This is a genomic window from Gordonia amicalis (assembly GCF_022059885.1).
Classification (GTDB): Bacteria; Actinomycetota; Actinomycetes; order Mycobacteriales; family Mycobacteriaceae; genus Gordonia; species Gordonia amicalis.
On sequence record NZ_CP091855.1, the window covers coordinates 2,130,200 to 2,149,439 of the forward strand.

A 19,240-nucleotide genomic window follows, 5' to 3' on the forward strand; every position below is an offset into this window, starting at 1 on the left:
TCTGGAAAAAGGGTGGGTTTCCGGTCACTCGACGCCGGCGGATCGAAGCGCTTTCTTGATCTGCGCGTAGAAAGCGGCCTTGTCGGCGAGGTCCTGCCATGTCCACCGCACGACGGTGTACCCCTGCGCACGCAGCTTGTCCTCACGGACCTTCTCGTCGACGACGGTCTTCCAAGCCGGATCATCACCGACTGTGCCGTTGTACTTGATCATTCCGTCGAACTCGCCGACCACCCTGTTCGCCAGCAAGAAGTCGACGCGAGCAATGAACTTGCCGTGGTCGTCGACGATCTCCACCTGCTGCTGGGGCACGGGTAGGTCAGGAGACTCGAGCATGATTGCGCGACTGAGGGACTCGCCGACGCTTTCCGATGACGCGTTCGCGTGCGGCAGCGTGCGGCGGAGCATCTCGACCCCCTTGAATCCTCGGCACGAGTCGAGGATCTGCCGCAATCGTTCCGGTCTGGCGTCGCGTCGGAGCGCGGCGTCGAGCACCGCGAGGGCCTGTCGATCGGTACCCAGGCGGGCGACATCGCACGCCGTGCGCTCGATGGATGTCACCGTCACCCCGTCGACGACCTCGATGTCCTGCGGCTCGACGACGGCCTGATGCCGGACGATCTTCGCCGCCCGCTTCCCGACCTTCGGCGACGTGACGTGAACGTGTGACAGTTGGGGCCAGAGCACCGGCAACCGGTGGATGGCAGCCGCGGAGACGTGGCTGAACAGTCGGCCCGGGCGTCCTGCGCTCGCGGCGGCGATGACGGTCAACCGGTGCTTCTCGATGGCGTCGAGTTCGTTGACCGTGGTGAAGTCGGTCATCGCGCCCGGCCAGAGACGGTACAGCGCTTTGCCTGTGACCATCCGCTGCAATGTGTCGTCGGTGGTGTGAGTGCCGACGGTGTCACTTCTGAGGATCAGTCCGTGCCGGTCGTTGGGTAGCTCCATGTGAATGAGACGCACGGGCGCCCGGTTTGGACCCACCTCCTGACAAATTCACCCTTTTTCCAGATTTCCACCCCCTTCTCGGGTGGTGGAAATCTGGAAAAAGGGTGGGTTTGCGGGGCGGCTACTGCGCGATGAACTTGTTGACGGTCCGGTTCAGGAAGTTCGGGATGAACTTGGCGGCATTGCCGAGGAAGAGGGTCTGGGCACCGACGGAGTAGCTGGTGCGGTGCAGCAGCTTGTCCTGGCGCGTGGGATGCACGGATTCCCAGACCTTGTCGGCGACCTGGTCGGGCGTGATGCCGATGCCCAGGGTCTTCGTGGACTTCGCGTCGTCGGCGGCCAGCGCGGTCTTCGCCCACAGCGGCCAGATGCTGACGACCCGGATGTCGTCGTGCTCCCACTCGAGTTCGAGGGCCTCGGTCAGTCCGCCGACGAAGAACTTGGTGGCGGAGTAGACCGCGATTCCGGGCTGGCCGTAGATCGCCGACGCCGACCCGATGTTCACCAGGTGCGCGCCCGGGGTCTTCTTCAGGTACGGGTGGGCGGCTTGTGCGCCCAGGGCGACACCGAGTGCGTCGATGTCGATCTGCCGCTTGATCTGCTCGGGCGTGATGGAGTCGATCCTGCCCGCGTGCAGGATGCCGGCGTTGTTGTCCAGGACGTCGAGGGTGCCACCGGTGTGCGAGGTGAACTCGGCCAGCGCGTCGGCCCACTGCTCCGGTTCACGGACGTCGAGCGTGCCCGTGATCCAGTCGGGATGGTCGGCCTCGACCTTCGCGAGGGCGTCGGTATCGACGTCGTAGCCCGGCCGCTCCGCCGGTGATGAAGATGGATGACATGCGTACTCCTACGGGGTGGTCGGTAGCGGCTTTGGTGGCGCTGACCTGCAAGAAGGCTGTCCAGCACCGAACTTACCGGCCAGTATATTCGTTGATTCGTTTACTGGGTCACAGTGCGGTGCTATCTTGACAACACACATTGTCATTACATCGATCATTGTCATGATCGACGTCGACCGGGAGGGGAGTTCGCATGACGGCCGCGATGGAACGAACCGAGAACGTCATCAGCATGCGAGACCAGGGCACCGAGGAGGTGTCAGCGCGTCTGCTGGCGTCGGCCGCCCGCCTCTCGCGCAATGCGATGACCGAGATCGACTGGTCCAAGCCGATGGACCCGACCAAGTACGGCTGCAGTCCGGAGTGGTCGTCGCTGTACGGCACCGACTACTGGGACGAACTCACCGAGGAGCAGCGGATCTCGGTGACGCGCCACGAGTTCGCGTCGATCATGAACATCGGGATCTGGTTCGAGATGATCCTGCAGGAGATGGTGATCCGCGATCAGTACCTCGGCGACTACCACGGCTCCGAATTCCAGTTCGCGCTGACCGAGATCGCCGACGAGTGCCGACATTCGCTCATGTTCGCCAAGGCGTCGGAGAAGATGGTCGGCGCCTCTTACCGGCCGTCGAAGAAGGTCGCGCGCCTCGGCAAGATCTTCATGCAGACCGCGAAGAACGAGGTCGCCTACGCCGGAATCCTGGTCGCCGAGGAGGTCCTGGACGTTTTCCAGCGTGGCTGCATGCGTGACGACCGCGTCCTCGACTTCATCCGCACGGTCAACGAGATCCACGTCCTCGAGGAATCGCGCCACATGAAGTTCGCGCGCGAAGAGGTGCGCGAATCTCTCGACGGAGTCAGTTGGGCGCGCCGCCAGTTCAGTGCGCTGACCGTAGCGATCGGTGCGTACTACATCGTCACGAGTCTGGTGCAGCGCAAGGCCTTTGCCGACGCCGGCCTCGACGCCGACCGCGCGGTCCGCGAGATGCGCCACAATTCGCACTTCCACTCGATGATCCGTTCGAGCTGCGCCCACCTCATGGAGTTCCTCGACGAGGTCGGCTTGCTCACCAAGCCCGCCATGCGGTACTACCGGAAAGCGCACATGCTCTGATGTTCGTCATCACCCAATCATGTTGCAGTGACGCGGCATGCGTGTCCGTGTGCCCGGTGAACTGCATCCACCCGACACCCGAGGAACGCGGCTTCGGCAGCTCCGACATCCTGCACATCGACCCGCAGGCCTGCATCGACTGCGGTGCCTGTGCCGACGCGTGCCCGGTCGACGCGATCTATCCCGCGGACAAACTCGGCACGCGCGACAAGGTGTTCATCGACATCAACGCCGACTACTACAAGAACAACCCCGACGTCCGGTCGGGGTGGGTGCCGCCGACCGACGACGAGGCGTCCACCGTCACCTACCCGGACATCCCGAAACTGCCTGCCGGCCTGCGGGTTGCCCTGGTCGGCACCGGACCGTCGGGTGGTTATGCGTTGCGTACCCTGCTCGACCGGACCGAGGCGACGGTCACCGTCATCGACAAGCTGCCGACGCCGGGTGGACTCGTCCGTGCCGGCGTGGCACCGGATCATCCGGGCACCAAGGGTGTGCTGCGCGGATTCGACCTGCTCTACCGCGACCCCCGCGTCACCATGCTGACCAACGTGTCCGTCGGCGATGGACCGGACGAGGTCACCCCGGCTGAACTCGCCGAGCATTTCGACGCGGTGTTCTACGCCGTGGGCGCCAGTGAGTCCCGGCGCCTGGGCATTCCGGGTGAGCACCTGCCGGGTTCGACGTCGGCGACCGACCTCGTGGCCTGGTACAACGGCGTGCCCGGCGTCGACGCGGGACCGCCGCTGCGTCGGGGAACCGCCGACGATCCGGCGACGGGCCGCGCGGTCGTCGTCGGCACGGGCAACGTCGCGCTCGACGTCGCCCGCATCCTCGTATCCCCGCCGGAGTTGTTGGCCACCACCGACATCGCCGACCGGGCGCTCGAGATCCTGCGCGAACAGAATGTCCACGAGGTGGTCCTGCTCGGTCGTCGTGATCAGGCCGCGGCCGCCTACACGGCAGCGGAATACCGTGCGCTGTCGGAGATCCCGGGCGTCGAGGTGGAGGTGTTCGACGGAGCGAACGGGCAGGTTCCGTCCTTGCACGAACCCGCTGACCCGTCGCGGCGTCGGATCGTGTTCCTGTTCCACAGCACTCCGGAGGAGATCGTCGGCAATCCGCAGGTGCAGTCGGTGACGGTCCGTACCGGCGAGGGACGGCATCACGTCGCCGCCGACCTCGTCGTGCGCTCGATCGGGTACCGCTCGACCCCGATTCCAGGTCTCGCCTTCGACGACGAGCGCGGCGTCTTCCGCAATGTCGACGGTCGACTGGTCGACGAGTCGGGCGGGATCGTCCCCGGCGGCTACGTGCTGGGCTGGGCCAAGCGCGGCCCCAGCGGCGGGATCGGCGCCAACAAGAAGTGCGCCACCCAAACGGTCGAGGACTTCATCGCCGACGCCGCGTCGGGGAGTCTTCAGCGCACCCGGCGTGCGGCGGGGGAGTTCCCGGCACTGGTGCGCAAGCGGGTGCCGACCGTGATCGGGTACCGCGGAATGCGCGCCATCGACAGGCGAGAACGCCGCCGGGGCATCGAACAGGGTCGCCCTCGTGTGAAGTTCACCCAGGTCGCCGAGATGGTCGGCGCGGCGGGATGGCGGCGTAGCTGACCCTTCGAGACGGCCCTCCGCAAGCTCCGGGCCTCCTCAGGGGGCGATGGGGCACGGCCTCCGCAAGCTCCGGGCCTCCTCAGGGGGCGGAATGCATCCGCAGCCGCGTCGACCGTGCCACCATCGGGGCACACACCCATCCCAGGAGGCGCGATGATGCACGACGGCTTGAACCAGAAGTGGCGCGAGCGTTCGCTGTTCGCCGTGTTCGTGACTGCGTTGGTCACCCAGAACGCGATTGCGATCCCGTATGTGCAGCGCAACGGCCCGGAGTCGGTGAAGGATTTCTTCGTCGGCGACATCATGAAGACCACGCCGGGTCGTTTCGCGATGGTCGATCTGCTCTTCGTGGTGATCGCCTTCCATCTGTGGGCGTTCGGCGAGGCCAGGCGGCTGCGGATCATGCCGTGGTGGATCGCGTCGGTGGTCCTCACCTTCGGGGTGGGCATCGCGACGGCGATCCCGTTCTTCTTCCTGGCCCGCGAACGCGCGTTACGGCGCTGAGCACACGCCTCCGGGCTGCTCTCCGGCCTTCGGAACGGCCGTGAGAACCAGACAACCCTGCCGTAACACCGAGGCAAGTCGCATTTCACGCGGCGCGCGGATAGTGGCGGCATGTCGAGTACTCCGCACTTCCTGCAGGGTGTGTTCCCGTTCGCGGGAGCGGGCCTGACCAAGTCCGGTCCCATCGACCCGGTGCTGTCGTTCGTGGTGCCGTCGGGAATGACGGCCCAGCCCTTGTACTTTCGTGGCGGCAACAGCTCCGACGAACTGATCTGCGTGACCCTGATGCGCGACGGGACGCCGATGCGGATGTTCCCGATGGGGGCGCGGTCGTCGGTGAACGTGCCGCTGAGGGTGGTCGAGGACGTCGATCCCGACACGACGCTCGAACTCGTGATCGCGGCGCCTGAGGGTGCGAGCGGTGAGGTCGTGGTGGACTTCGGGATGGTCGTCTTCTGATGGCGGATTCGCAGAACCTGCACGAACGACGCCGACTGGTCGTCGTCGGGAACGGTATGGCGGGGGCGCGCACGGTCGAGGAGATCCTGACGCGCGGTGGCGGCGACCTGTTCGACATCACGATGATCGGCGACGAACCGTACGGCAACTACAACCGCATCATGCTCAGTCATGTCCTCGCCGGTGAGGCCACGGTCGACGACGACGATCTGATGCTGAACCCGATGGCGTGGTACCGCGAGCACGGCGTCACTCTCTACGCGGGCGACCGCGCCGAGGCAATCGACCGCTTCGCCAAGACCGTGACGTGTGCGTCGGGGCGGGCAATCGACTTCGACGTCCTCGTCATCGCGACCGGCTCCCACACGTTCTTCCCGAACATGGACGGCCTCCGCGAACCCGACGGCAAGCTCGCGCGTGGTGTGTTCGGATTCCGGACCATCGAGGACACCAACGGCATGCTGCAGATGGCGACGTCGCGCGATCACATGCGCGCCGTCGTGATCGGTGGCGGCCTGTTGGGTCTCGAAGCGGCGTACGGTCTGCAGACGCAGGGCGTCGCTGTCGACGTCGTGCATTCGCCCGGGCATCTGATGAACCAGCAGCTCGACGAGCGCGGGGGACGGGTGCTGCGGAACAAGATCGAGTCTCTCGGTGTCGGCGTGCACACCGGCAAGCGCACGACGTCGGTACTGCGCAACGACGACGGGACGGTCGCGGGAGTCGGCTTCACCGACGGGGATTCGCTGCCGGCCGACATGATCGTGGTGACCGCGGGTATCCGCCCGAACGTCGAGATCGCGCGTGGCGCCGGTCTGGTCGTGGAGCGTGGGATCGTCGTCGACGATCAGATGCGTTGTGAGGATGAAGCATTCATCTACGCGGTGGGTGAGTGTGCCCAGCACCGCAGTGAGGTGTACGGACTCGTCGCCCCGCTGTGGGAACAGGCTGTGGTTCTGGCGGACGTGCTGACCGGCGTGAATCCCCAAGCGGAATATCATGGTTCGCGACTGACCACGAAGCTCAAGGTCGCCGGTGTCGACGTCGCGGCGATGGGTGTCAAGGGGCCCGAGCGTGACGACGACGAGTTCGTGCAGTTCTACGAACCGCGCAGCGGCACCTACAAGAGCGTGGTGGTCCGCGACAACAAGCTGATCGGCGCGATGCTGCTCGGCGACATCTCCAAGGCCAACTTCCTCACGCAGGCGTTCGACGACAAGGTGCCCCTGCCGGACGAGCGCATCTCGATGCTGTTCGACATGGGCACGCCGAGCGCGGAGACCGGCGCCGCCGAACTCGCCGACGATGTTCAGGTCTGCAACTGCAACGGCGTCACCAAGGGCGACATCATGGGTTGCGTCGCGTCGGGTTGCACCAGCGTCGGCGAGGTGTGCGCGAAGACGCGGGCCGGCAAGGGATGTGGGTCGTGCAAGGGCCTCGTCGCCGACATCGTCGAGTACGCCGCGGGGGACACTCTGACGGCCGACGCCGCGGCCGACTGGTACGTCCCGTCGATCCCGCTCACCAAGCCCGAACTCATCGACGCGATCCGGCGACAGGATCTGCGGTCGGTCAGCGAGGTCTTCGACAAGCTGGCACCCGACGGCGAGGACGCGACGGCAAAGATGCCGCTCGCCTCGCTGTTGCGGATCATCTGGGGATCGGAGTGGAAGCATGAGCCGGGTGCGTTGTTCGTCAACGACCGAGTGCACGCGAACATCCAGCGAGATGGCACGTTCTCGGTGGTTCCGCAGATGAAGGGCGGGGTGACCTCACCCGAGCAGTTGCGCAAGATCGCCGACGTCGCGGAGAAGTACTCGATCCCGATGATCAAGGCGACCGGCGGTCAGCGACTCGATCTGCTCGGCGTCAAGAAGGAAGACCTGCCGAAGGTGTGGGAGGACCTCGGGATGCCGTCGGGTTATGCCTACGGCAAGTCCTTCCGGACCGTCAAGACCTGCGTCGGAACCGATTACTGCCGTTTCGGTCTCGGTGATTCGACGCAACTCGGAATCGACATCGAAACCCGCTATCAGGGCCTGGAGTCGCCGGCGAAACTCAAACTCGCGGTGACCGGTTGCCCACGCAACTGCGCCGAGGCGCTGTGCAAGGACTTCGGTGTGGTCGCCATCGGCGACGGCAAGTGGGAGATCTACGTCGGCGGCGCCGCCGGTGCCCACATCCGCAAGGGTGACCTGCTGGCGACGGTGGACTCCTCCGACGAGGTGATCCGGTTGTGCGGCATCTTCATCCAGTACTACCGTGAGCAGGGCAAGTGGCTCGAGCGAACCTACTCCTTCGTGCCGAGGATGGGCATCGAGGAACTGCGCGCGATCATCGTCGACGACCGGGACGGCCTCGTGGCCGGCCTGCAGGAGCGGATCGACGAAGCCGTTGCCGCCTACGTCGATCCCTGGCTGGATCGCGCCGAACCGAAGTCGCCCGCACAGTTCACCCCGGCGCTGCCGTTGCTGCCGCTCCCGCAGGTGCCGGTCCGATGACCAGCATCGCCGAACCCGGAGTGGTCATCGGGGCCGTTGCCGACCTGGAACTGGGGGAGAGCCGCGCATATGTCGTGGACGGCAGGCAGATCGCGGTCTTCCGCATGACCGACGGCACGTTACGCGCCACCGACGCCGTCTGCCCGCACCGCGCCGGACCGCTCGCCGACGGCCAGTTCGACGCCGCGAAGATCGTCTGCCCGCTGCACCAGTACGCCTTCTCCTTCGCCGACGGCGCTTGCACGTCGGACGGGATCGGGTCGGTGTCCGTCTATCGCGCCGAGGAGCAGGACGGCGAAGTCATCGTCTGGCTGTAGCACCGCCTGAACGCTCTCGAGAGACTTACCACCTCGGTGATCGTTGCAGGGCGGGTCCCCGCACCTGTGCCAGATGCGGTCCTCCTCTGATGGACCAGTTGGTCACCCCAGACGTTCCTGAGCCCACGCCCAGTCGATACGTTCCTGCTCGAGTCGCACCCGCTCGCCGAGAGCATCCATCACAAGATCTGTGTAGAGATCGCGCTCGGTAGGTGTCAGCCGGACCAGATCCGATGAAGCGGGTCGTTGCTCGATGACCCAGCGATCTCGATGGGCCACAAGCGTTTCGCGATCCATCAACACCGACTCGGTCTGTGGCAGCCACGCTCTCAACCGGTCGAGGATGGCGAAGCCGTGGGTGTCGAGGTCGCCCCAGTAGCGGATTGGGACGCCGGCGAGCCAGGGGAGACGTCCGATCCGGTCCACCTCGAAACCCTTGCCCCACAGCACCACACCGTCGTCGGGGACATCGACACACAGGTAGGTGATCTCGTTCTCGATCACGAGCGCGGTTCGTGGCTGCACTGCGAGACGCGCGAGTTCGTCGGTGCGGACGGTGATCTCGGTGAGTGCTGCAGGTAGACCCATCGATGCGGACGGCCGCAGCCGTACGGACTCGGGCTTTGTCTGCAGCCCCAGTCCGGACAAGAAGCCCGATGCCGTCGACGACACCCCGAGCATCGCAGCCAGCACCGGGCGATGGCGTTCGGCGAACTTGGTGTCGACGCCGGGGGCGCTGATCTCCCGGAGGTAGCGGTGCGAGTCCCGATGGGTGTTCAGCCACGCGTAGGCGGCGATGAGTCGCGGCATCTCCGGTCCCAATTCGAGTGCACGCAAGGGGTATCGGAGCATCCAGTCGCGGACTGCCGGATGAGCGGAGGCTGATTCGAGGAGTTCGTCGAACTGCCGGACCGCCGGTGAGACCCCCAACAGTGCCCACGCCTGATCGAACGTCGACACCACGGCGCGCGACGGCAACTGGTTGCGCCCGACGTGCCGCCCGCCGACCGACTGCCACACCAACGCGTAGCGTCGGTCGCCCTGACGGCCGCTGTCCATCACGGTCACCCAGTCGCGGGCCGCGCCCAGATCCTCGCCGATCTGCGAGGCGGTCGGTCCCCGGAGCGGAATCTCGATGGGTTCGAACGGCTTTGCGTCGGCGTGGGCACGCAACAACGTCCCGTCGTCCCACCGGCGGCGAACCTTGCCGGCGATGTCGTCGGGCGAGGTCCATCGTCGGGTCACTTGAGCCGACCGTCGCGGCGTGACCGGTACTCCTCGATCGTCATCGTCTGCAGGCGCGAGAAGGTGCCGGTGGGGTTGTCGACGAAGCCGATCGCCTTGACGTACGGTTCGATCACGTGCACCTTCTGCAGTGGCGTCACGATCAGCAGCTGCAGCCCCAGCTTGGCGAACAGGTCCAGCGCGTACCTTGTCGACACATCCGAGCCACGTCCGAAGGCCTCGTCGATCACGGCGAAGCGGAAGTCGCGGGACTTCTCCACACCCCATTCCAGGCCGAACTGATACGCCAACGACGCCGCGAGGATCGTGTATGCCAGCTTCTCCTTCTGCCCACCGGATTTGCCGTCGGAGTCGCTGTAGTGCTCCCACTCCACGTCGGTGTCGACGTCTCGTTCGGATGCGGAGAACACGAACCAGTTGCGGACATCGGTGACCCGCCGCGTCCAGTTCTTGTCGGAGTCGGCGTGGCCGTCGCGCCCGCGGAATCGTTCGATGATGCGCTTGACGTCCAGGAATCGTTGCTCGGAGTACTGGTCGCCGTCGACGGCGAGGCTGTCGTTGGTGAGGTTGCGTAGGTCCGCCCGGAACTGTGCAACGTCCTGATTGGTGGTGGCCTCCCGCTCGAGCCGGATGTAGCGTCCCGGGTTGTACGGCACCGCCCCCAACGCCTCGTTGATCCGGGCGACGCGCTCGTCGATGGAGGCGGCCTGCCGGTTGAGCCAGTTGTTGAACCCGGCCAGCTCCTGGATCGCGTTCTTGTTCAACTGCTCCTTGAACTCGAACTCGAAGCGCGGCAGATCATCGGTGGCAACCTGTTCGCGGAACGTCACGAAGTCGGCGCGCGCATCGACGTCGGCGTCCATGTCGGCCCGCAGATCGGGCCAGCGCCGCAGCACCTCGGCCATCTGCTGGGCCAGGCTCTGCCCGAAACCGCCGAGCTCACGGGTGAGCCGTTCGATTCGTTGATGCAGCGTCGACGACAACGTGTTCTCCGCGGCGGCACACTCGGCGGCCCGGGTCGGCAGTGATCCGGAGAGTCGTTGCGTCAGTGCGGCATACGAGGTGCGGGCCGTCGCGAGGTCGGTGTCGGTGTGCTCGGCGACGTACTCGTCGTCGCGTTTGCGGTCCTGCTCCGCGCGATGGCGGGTCGCGGCGGTGGTGGCGAGCTTGCCGGTGAGCTCGTCGATGGCGGTGTCGGCGGTGGCCGCCAGCTCGGCGTTGCGTTCCAGAGCGGTCGTGATCTCCTGCAGACGAGAGGAACCTGATTCCAGCCGTGCTCGTTCGGCCGCATACTGGTCGGCGCGGCGTTGCGCTTCGTCGACGTCCAGATCGGCCCACGAATGGAAGCCGTCGAGACGGGCGAGCGCCTCGCGGCGCGTCTGCAATTGGTCCCGCTCCGACGACAGTGCCTCGACTTCTGTGGCGGCGGTCGCACGTTGCCGGTCCAGGTCGGCGAGATCCTCGCGCAGCGCGGCGATCTTGCGCTCGTTCGCCCATCCGAGAACCCAGCGGCGGGGATCGTCGACCCGATGCCGATCGTCCTTTTCGTGCCGACCGCCCGAACGGACCTGCCCCTCACGGGTGACGGCCCGCTTGGCGGACCGGAACTCCTCAAGGGTCGCCGCGCACTGGTGGTCGGCACGCTTGATCAGTTCGTCGCGCAGATAATCAGCGAACGGACCGGCTTTGACATCGAGGCGGTCGGCGAGCAGCAGGGTCGCGGAACCCTGCCGCTGCAACGGAATTCGTCGTGCCGGCACCCGTTCGTAGACGAGTTTGGCGCCCACGGTGCGCCCGCCGGCACCCCGGAACGTGAGGCGCCGGCCGTTGACCCACTGGGTGACCGCCTCGTAGTGCTGCTGCGGAACCAGCAACGACAGCGCGAAACCACGCAGTACCCGTTCGGCCGCGCCGCGCCATTCGGCATGCTCCTCGGCGACGTCGAGAAGCTCACCGGCATAGGGCACCTCCTCGTGGGAGAGGCCGAGATCGGTGCACAGCTCGTCGCGCAGCTGGACCTGATCGGGCGGCAGGTTGGTGGTGCGATTGGCGAGGTCGTCGAGTTCGTCGCGGATGGCGTCGCACCGTCTGGCGACTTCTTTCTCCCGTCCGATGGCGTCGGCGGTCGACGCGTCGAGTGACTGCTTCGTCGCCGCCAGTCGCGGACGTTCATCGGCGATGAGACCACGCAGCGAGGTGAACTGTTCTGCCGTGATCACCGGCTCGAAGCCGGCGGCGGTCACCGCGGTGTCGAACAGTGCGCGGCCGTGGCGGCGTTTGTCCACATCGTCGCGGGCGGTCGACGCGAGACGTTCCAGCTCACCGATGCGATCGCCGCCGGCCCGGGCCCGTTCCTCGATGAGCGATTCACGTTCGCGGCTCAGAGTCCGTTGCCGCGCTTTGGCTTCGTCCTGCTCACGCAACAGGCGTTCGCCTTCGGCGGTGAGGGTGGCGATCTCGTGGGCGAGCAGACCGGAGCGATGCTCGGCCATGAACAGTCGCACTGCTGCCCGCTGCCGGTCGAGGGCGTCACGTTCGGCCAGCGCGGCGTCGTACTTCTGCGCGGTCGCGACGATCGGGTCGAGCAACTCGAGCTGCTCGCGCGCCCGCTTGACCGCGTCGTACGCCTTGGTGAGGTCGTCGAAGTGGGCGATGATGTCGCGAACCCGGTCGGTCGAGTCGCTCGGTTCGAGCATGTGCCCGCGGACGAAATCGTTGAGATTGCCCACCGACTTCATCGACACTGTCTGGTGCAGCAGCTCCAGGGCCTGTTCGGACCGGATGCCCAGCAGCCGCCGAAGCGCGGTGGAGTATCTGGGGAACTCGTCGACCACGTCGGCGCCGCCGGATCGCAGGCGTTTGCGCAGATCGCGCAGGTCGGAACCGAAGTCGGCGAAATCGGTGGCGATGGCGAGCTGTTTGCTCGCGGTGACGTAGAAGCGGTACGGCTGCCCGGCACTGTCGCGTTGCTGGAAGACCTGTGCCAGGGTGACGGTCTCGTCGTAGCCGGGATTGGTGAACACTCCCAGGATCACCGAGTAGGTGCTGCGGTCCTGGCGCAGCCCCTTCGCACGTGATCGGCCGGTCGCCTCTTGTCGTTCCGACTTGTAGTGGCCTTCGACATAGGACCGCAGTGTGCGTTCCTTGGCCTCGGCGCCGGCGGCCTTGTTGTAGGCGATCTTGTGGGCCGGCATCAGCAGCGTCGTGACCGCATCGACCAGAGTCGACTTGCCGGAGCCGATGTCGCCGGTGAGCAGGGCGGTGTCGGTATTGGGGCTCAGCCGCCACACCTGCCGGTCGAAGGTGCCCCAGTTGAGGACCTCGACATGTTGCAGCCGGAATCCGACGCCGCCGGCCGGGGCGGCCAGTTCGACCGAAGAAAACAGGCCCTCAGTCATTGGCGCTCGCCGTCCCCGCGTACTCGCGCAGCTTGCCGGCGAAGTCCGACAGTGTCTGTGCATCGATGTAGGCCTTGATGATGCGCCGGACCTCCCACTGATCGGTCTGGCCGCGGAGCTGGCGCAGGAAGCCGAGTTCGACGGTTTTCTTGATGGTTGCCTCGGCCTGGTCGACCAGTCGGGCCTCGTTGGTGGACTCGGCCTGGAACAGCCGCAGCATCTCCATGATCTGTTCGGTCGACAGCACGAGGCGCCCGTCGCCGCCGGTGATCTCGAACTCCAGCAGCCGTTTGCGCAGCAGCACCAGCAGCAGACTCACGTTGTAGGTCAACGCACGTCGGCGCACGAGCCGCGGAAGTGGTTCGTCGCCTTCTTCTGCCGGACGGGACCGCAGGTAGGCATAACCCTCGGAGTCGTCGAGCACCACATCCACGCCGATGATGGCGAAGTGGTCGCGTACCCCGGCACCGGAACGTTCGAGGGTGCTCCAGGTGTCCTCGTCGGATTCGCGATACACCACGCCCTGCATCAGCCGGATGATCGCGCTCGCGACAGCGCGTTCGTCGGTCATCGTCGCCTCACCGTGACTCTCGGTAGCCGGGCACGTTTGGTGGTGTCCGGGTCGTCGGGGTCGGGATACTCGAGCAGCGTTTCCTCGGTGTCGTCGATGTCGACACTGACGTCGTCGTCATCGAGAGCGAGGTAGCCGACGATCTCGGCCGCGCCCTGCTCGATCGGGTACATCTCGATCACATCCGACAGCAGCGCCGACGAGCGCTGCGGGAGGATGGTTCGGATGTTGGCGGCCAGTCGCGCCTGATCCACGTAGGTCTGGCTGAACAGGAGATCCGCGTCGACCTCCTCGGTGGCGTCGTCGAGCCGGCTCTCGACGGTGACGGCTGCCGGTTGCTGATAGAGCGGCCGTTCGAACGGCAGCACGATCTCGATGCCGGGCTGATCGACCGTGAGGCCGAAACCCGGTTCCCGGCCGCGGACCTCGAGAGCGGTGGCCTCCACCGAGCGCACGAGGTCGAGGACGCGTCGGTTCTCGAGCCACACCTGGTCGTCGAGGAATCGGCGAAGTTGTTCGGAGATCTGTCGCACGGTGCGCTGGGTGCGATCGGCGGCCTCCGACCAGTCGTGGTGGATACCGCGGATGGGCCGGTCGGCGTCGATGATGTCCATCGACGACACCGCGTCGAGCAGGTCCGACAGTTCGGTCTGCCGTTCGTCGGAGAGCAGGAACTCGTAGAACGACTGGAAGCTGCGGCCCTGATCGGAGCCGGCGATCTCCGAGCGGCCACCCACCAGTTCGGCGAGCAGCTCACCCTTCGGGCCGTCCCAGGAGGCGATCTTCTCGCGGGCGGCTCGGTCGAGCAGACGGAAATTGTCCTCGACCTCGCGGAAGTCGGAGAGCAGCTCCCGGGCGGTCGACGAGAGCTGCTGATAGCGATCGCGCACACCGACCTCGTCGAGGACCGACACATCACCGGCTTCGACCGCCTCGATCTCGGCGTCGATCTCCGCGCGACGGCGACGTAGCTGGGCCAACCGGATCTCCGGGTCGGACTCGGTGCCATGCACGATCTGTCGCAACAGCTCGACGACGGTGTGCAGCCTCGACTCGGTGCCGACGAACGACCGGCCCCGCAACGAGACGACCCACCCGTAGGCCTTCTCGAAGGCGGGGGTCACCTCGTAGTGGACCTCGTCGTCGCCGGGCTGGTAGAAGCGGCGCAGGAAACCGGCGTCGGTGGCGGCCCAATCCTCCAGATAGGCGCGCGGTTCCTTGGGAAAGCGTGGTTGCCCGTCTTCGGTCGATGAGGCGATGTTGAGGGTGTAGAGGAGGTCATCCAGCGCTGTGGCCAGGTCACTTGCCGAGCCGGCGCCCCGGTTGCCCTCGACGAAATAGTTGCCGAGGAACGTCAGGATGAGCGGCGAGTTGTGCGCGCGCAGCAGCCGCCAGGCGGGATGCCGTTCCCACAGGCTGCCGAATGCGTCGAAGTCCACGGGTCAAGGGTAGGCAATGGGGCCGACATGCTGGGTCAACGGTGTGCGTGCCGGGTTGTGGCCGGGGAGGTCAGTACACATCGCGCACGTACCGCTTGTCGGCGGCGAGGGCCTTGACGTAGGCCTCGGCAGACGCGGGGGAGCGGCGACCGTGCTGCGCGACGATGCCCTTCAGGGTCGCGTCGACGTCCTTCGCCATCCGGGTCGCGTCACCGCAGACGTATACGTGGGCACCGTCGTGCAGCCACTGGTAGAGCTCTTCGCCGTGTTCGACCATGCGGTCCTGGACGTAGATCTTGCGATCCTGGTCGCGGGAGAATGCGACGTCGAGGCGGGTCAGCAGGCCGTCGCCGAGCATGGTCGTCAGCTCGTCTCGGTAGTAGAAGTCGGTGGCCGAGTACTGTTCGCCGAAGAACAGCCAGTTCTTACCGTTGTGGCCCAGGGCCTCTCGTTCGCGGAGAAAACCGCGGAACGGGGCGATACCGGTGCCCGGTCCGATCATGATCATCGGGGTGTCGGGATCGGCCGGCGGGCGGAAGTGCGTGGTCGAGGTGACGAAGACCCCGACCTCGGTGTCTTCGGCTTGGTCGGCGAGGAAGGTCGAGCAGACCCCGCCACGCTGGATGCCACATCGGTTGTAGCGCACCGCCGACACCGTCAGCTGCACCTCGTCGGGACTCTCCAGTGGGCTCGACGAGATCGAATACGAACGCGGGGCCAGTGGTTTGAGGATCTTCAGCCACTCGTCGACGTCGGCGGAGATCGGGTGCTCGGTGAGGACGTCCACCGACTGACGGCCCCAGGACCAGTCGTTGAACGCCTGCTTGTTGCCGGCCGCGACGAGCGTCTTCAGCTCGTCCGAACCGCAACGCTCGCCGACGAATCGGACGAAATCGGGAGTGACCCGCGCGAACTCGAGCCGTTCGCGCAGTGCCTGGTGCAGGGGCATGTCGTCGCCGCCGACCGTCACCGAGTGTCCGCCGTCGAGTCCCGTCCGGTCGAGAAACTCGTCGATCAGGGCCGGGTTGTTCAGCGGCCACACGCCGAGCGCGTCACCGGCCTGATAGGTCAAGGTGTCGGCGGGCAGCCGGAACCCGAAGTTGCGCACGTCCTTCTGCGATCCCTCGGTGTTCAGCTTCACATTGCGCACCAGCGAGGTGACCAGCGGCTTCTTGCGTGAGTAGGCCGGCGCGGTCCTCACCGACGGTGCTGCCGACGAGTCTGCGGGCTCGCTGACGACGTTGACCCGCTCGTCGGTGACGCCGGAGACGGGCGCGCGGTTGCCGATGCTGATCGCGCGGATCACCTCGTTGAGCCAGCCGCCCGCGGTCTCCTCGAAGTCCGGTTCGCAGTCGACGCGGTCGACGATCCGACGACCACCGAGCTCACCGATCCGTTCGTCGAGTTTGCGCCCGTGGCCGCAGAAGTCGTCGTAGTTCGAGTCGCCGAGGGCGAGCACCGCGTAGTCGACACCGGAGAGGTCCGGTGCCTCAGCGCCATTCAATGCCTCCCAGAAGGCCGTACCGTTGTCCGGCGGATCACCGTCGCCGGTCGTGGACGTGACGAACAGCGCGGTACCCCGCAAGTCGCCGACCTCGACCTCGTCCATCGACTTGGCATCGACGCGGAGCCCGCTCGCCTTCACCCGTTCGGCGGTCTCGGTGGCCAGTTCCTCCGCGTTGCCCATCTGCGACGCCCACAGCACGGTGATCGTGCCGGTCGACTCCGCCGGCTCCGAAGACTCTTCGCTCGGCGGGGCGACTTCGGTGCGCGCGAACATCCCGGCCAGCAGGCCCGACACCCACACTCGGACCTCCGGGCGCAGCGGTGCATCGGCCGGAACCGTGGGAACCTTTGACGGTGCGTCCGGGACCCCGGCGGCCAGCCCGGCCAGATACAACTGTTCGGTCGATGACAACTCCGGAGAGGTGACGTCCGAAACCTCGAGTGCGACAGCCAACTCGGAAGACCCGGCGACCGGCACCACGGCCGGTGTAGACCCGGCGGCCTTTGTCAGCGTCACGGCACACACCTTCAGCTCGGGCTGCCGGGAGAGCGGGTCCACCGCATCAGACGTGACCGCGTTGATGGAGAGGTGCTCACCGAAGACGTCGTTCCAGTGGAACGGCACGAAGCAGTTCCTGGGACGCACCCGATCGGAGATCCTGGCCGGCAACACCGCTCGTCCACGACGCGACGCCACCTCGACCTTGTCCTTCGCCGCGACACCGATGCGCTCGGCGTCCTCCGGATGGAGTTCGACGAACGGCTCCGGGTTGAGTTTGTTCAGCTTGGCAACCCGGCCGGTCTTGGTCATCGTGTGCCATTGGTGCGGCAGGCGGCCGGTGTTGAGCAGGAACGGATAGTCGTCGTCCGGGAGCTCGGCGGGGTCGAGGTGCGGCCGGGCGAAGAACTGCGCGCGGCGTGTGGGTGTGGCGAATGCCAGTCGCGGAGTCGATCCGTCATCGAGACGGTGCAGCGTCTGGCTCCGGCCGTCGTTCAGATAGCGGATCGGGTTGCGCGCGCCGTCTTCGAGGAGGTCGGCCCCGTCGGACGACGGTGGGCACGGCCATTGCATCGGTGCCCGGCGCAGGCCGTCGTAGGTGACGCCGCGCAGGTCGTAACCGGTGTCGGGGTTGGCGAACTGCTTGATCTCGGCGAAGATCTCCTCGGCACTCGAATAGCTGAAGGCGTCCGCGTAGCCCATCTCGCAGGCGATGCGTGCGATGATCTCCCAGTCGGGGATCGCCTGCCCGGGCGCGTCGAGAGCGGGTTCGAACAGGGTGAGGTTCCGCTCCGAGTTCACCATGATTCCGGTCGATTCCGACCACAGCGCCGCGGGGAGCACGACGTCGGCGTACTGGTTGCTCTCCGTCTCGGCGAAGGCGTCCTGCGTGATCACGAGATCGGCGCGTTCGAGTCCTTCGATGACAGTCTTGCGATTGCCGACGGAGGCAACAGGATTGGTGCAGATGATCCAGCAGGCCTTGATCTCGCCATCGGCCATCTTGCGGAACAAGTCGATGGTGCCGCCGCCGACGTCGGTGCGTAGTGTGCCGGCCGGGAGGCCCCACGCGGTCTCGACGAACGTGCGATCCACCTCGGACAGCACCGACCTCTGGCCGGGCAATCCCGGCCCCATGTAACCCATCTCGCGGCCGCCCATCGCATTCGGCTGGCCTGTCAAGGAGAACGGTCCGCTGCCGAGTCGGCAGATCGCGCCTGTCGCGAGGTGGAGGTTGATGAGCGCGTTGGTGTTCCAGGTGCCGTGGGTCGACTGGTTGAGGCCCATGGTCCAGCAGCTCATCCATTCGCCGGCCTCGCCGATCATCGTGGCCGCGGTACGCAGGTCCTCGGCGGGAATCCCGGTAATGGATTCGACGACCTCCGGCGAGTACTGCGCAGCGAAGTCCGGCATCTGCTCGAATCCGTCGGTGAACGACGCGATGAACTCGTCGTCGGTGTGGCCGTCGGAGATCAGCAGATGCAGGAGCCCGTTGAGGAAGGCGAGGTCGGTGCCGGATTCGATCTGCAGGAACAGGTCGGCCTTGTCGGCGGTCGCGGTCCGCCGCGGGTCGACCACGATCAGCTTCGCTCCCGCCTTGACCCGGTCCATCATCCGCAGGAAGAGGATCGGGTGGCAGTCGGCCATGTTCGACCCGATGACCAGGAAGACGTCGGCGTGGTCGAAGTCCTGGTACGAACCGGGCGGACCGTCGGAGCCGAGCGACAGCTTGTAGCCGGTGCCGGCGCTGGCCATGCACAACCGGGAGTTCGACTCGATCTGGTTGGTACCGATGAAACCTTTGGCGAGTTTGTTCGACAGATACTGCGCCTCGAGTGACATCTGACCGGACACGTACAGCGCGACCGCGTCGGGGCCGTGATCGTCGACGATGGCGCGCAACCGGCGCGCGGTGTCGGTGAGGACCGCGTCGAGGTCGCCGCGGCGTAGCTGACCGCCGCGGTCGTCGCGGACGAGGGGAGCGTCGAGCCGTCCGCCGGCGGCGAGCATGTCGGCGGTGGTCGATCCCTTGGTGCACAGCCGGCCGAAGTTCGTGGGGTGATCGCCGCGCCCGACGGTCTTGACCAGCCCGCCGGAGTCGTCGAGCCGCATCTCCATACCGCAGCCGACGCCGCAGTAGGCGCACAGGGACATGACCGATCGGGACATGACGGGGTGCGTGGGGGGTGAGGCGGTCACGGTTCCAGCGTCGAAGTCGGATGTTTCGCAACCCGAAGGCCGGCGTTACGCAACCATCAACTTGATCTCACAGTCGATGGTC

General features: G+C 66.2%; 12 protein-coding genes and 1 pseudogene. 6 read left to right on the forward strand and 7 right to left on the reverse strand.

Features of this window, described 5'->3' with window-relative positions; translation table 11 throughout:
• Positions 1-24 precede the first annotated feature (24 nt).
• Together IHQ52_RS09830 and IHQ52_RS09835 are read right to left on the reverse strand one after the other, a co-directional pair.
• Positions 25-948 carry a hypothetical protein gene (locus IHQ52_RS09830; protein ID WP_024500000.1) on the reverse strand — a complete coding sequence of 308 codons (924 nt, stop codon included), beginning with the start codon at positions 946-948 and terminating at the stop codon, positions 25-27.
• Between the two features lie 121 nt (positions 949-1,069).
• Positions 1,070-1,787: pseudogene (locus IHQ52_RS09835) on the reverse strand (SDR family oxidoreductase).
• A 193-nt stretch (positions 1,788-1,980) separates the two neighbouring features.
• Between IHQ52_RS09835 and IHQ52_RS09840 the strand changes: the two are divergent.
• The 6 genes from IHQ52_RS09840 (at position 1,981) to IHQ52_RS09865 (ending at position 8,301) form a co-directional block, all read left to right on the forward strand.
• A complete protein-coding gene (locus IHQ52_RS09840) occupies positions 1,981-2,904 on the forward strand; it encodes an AurF N-oxygenase family protein (protein ID WP_006436185.1) in 924 nt (307 codons plus the stop codon).
• Complete coding sequence (locus IHQ52_RS09845) at positions 2,904-4,520, forward strand: FAD-dependent oxidoreductase (protein WP_006436186.1); 1,617 nt, start codon at positions 2,904-2,906, stop codon at positions 4,518-4,520. The genes IHQ52_RS09840 and IHQ52_RS09845 overlap by 1 nt, the downstream gene beginning before the upstream one ends.
• Positions 4,521-4,673: 153 nt before the next feature.
• Positions 4,674-5,024 (forward strand): DUF2834 domain-containing protein, encoded by a 351-nt coding sequence (locus tag IHQ52_RS09850; protein WP_006436187.1) that lies wholly within the window; start codon positions 4,674-4,676, stop codon positions 5,022-5,024.
• A 111-nt stretch (positions 5,025-5,135) separates the two neighbouring features.
• Positions 5,136-5,483 carry a hypothetical protein gene (locus IHQ52_RS09855; RefSeq protein WP_006436188.1) on the forward strand — a complete coding sequence of 116 codons (348 nt, stop codon included), beginning with the start codon at positions 5,136-5,138 and terminating at the stop codon, positions 5,481-5,483.
• Positions 5,483-7,984 (forward strand): nitrite reductase large subunit NirB, encoded by a 2,502-nt coding sequence (nirB, locus tag IHQ52_RS09860; RefSeq protein ID WP_006436189.1) that lies wholly within the window; start codon positions 5,483-5,485, stop codon positions 7,982-7,984. Before IHQ52_RS09855 ends, nirB begins: the two co-directional genes overlap by 1 nt.
• Complete coding sequence (locus IHQ52_RS09865; protein WP_024500001.1) at positions 7,981-8,301, forward strand: Rieske (2Fe-2S) protein; 321 nt, start codon at positions 7,981-7,983, stop codon at positions 8,299-8,301. The genes nirB and IHQ52_RS09865 overlap by 4 nt, the downstream gene beginning before the upstream one ends.
• Before the next feature lie 102 nt (positions 8,302-8,403).
• On the opposite strand, the gene IHQ52_RS09870 is transcribed toward IHQ52_RS09865, so the two are convergent.
• The 5 genes from IHQ52_RS09870 to IHQ52_RS09890 form a co-directional block, all read right to left on the reverse strand.
• Positions 8,404-9,546, reverse strand: a complete 1,143-nt coding sequence (locus IHQ52_RS09870) for a Wadjet anti-phage system protein JetD domain-containing protein (RefSeq protein ID WP_006436192.1) — start codon at positions 9,544-9,546, stop codon at positions 8,404-8,406.
• Positions 9,543-12,944 (reverse strand): ATP-binding protein, encoded by a 3,402-nt coding sequence (locus IHQ52_RS09875; protein WP_024500002.1) that lies wholly within the window; start codon positions 12,942-12,944, stop codon positions 9,543-9,545. Before IHQ52_RS09875 ends, IHQ52_RS09870 begins: the two co-directional genes overlap by 4 nt.
• The gene (locus tag IHQ52_RS09880; protein ID WP_006436196.1) at positions 12,937-13,515 is read right to left on the reverse strand and encodes a DUF4194 domain-containing protein; all 579 of its coding nucleotides are present in this window, start codon (positions 13,513-13,515) and stop codon (positions 12,937-12,939) included. The genes IHQ52_RS09875 and IHQ52_RS09880 overlap by 8 nt, the downstream gene beginning before the upstream one ends.
• On the reverse strand, positions 13,512-14,954 hold the full coding sequence (locus tag IHQ52_RS09885; protein WP_238064232.1) for a DUF3375 domain-containing protein: 1,443 nt from the start codon (positions 14,952-14,954) through the stop codon (positions 13,512-13,514). Before IHQ52_RS09885 ends, IHQ52_RS09880 begins: the two co-directional genes overlap by 4 nt.
• A 70-nt stretch (positions 14,955-15,024) precedes the next feature.
• A complete protein-coding gene (locus tag IHQ52_RS09890) occupies positions 15,025-19,113 on the reverse strand; it encodes a bifunctional nitrate reductase/sulfite reductase flavoprotein subunit alpha (protein WP_238064281.1) in 4,089 nt (1,362 codons plus the stop codon).
• Positions 19,114-19,240: the final 127 nt, after the last annotated feature.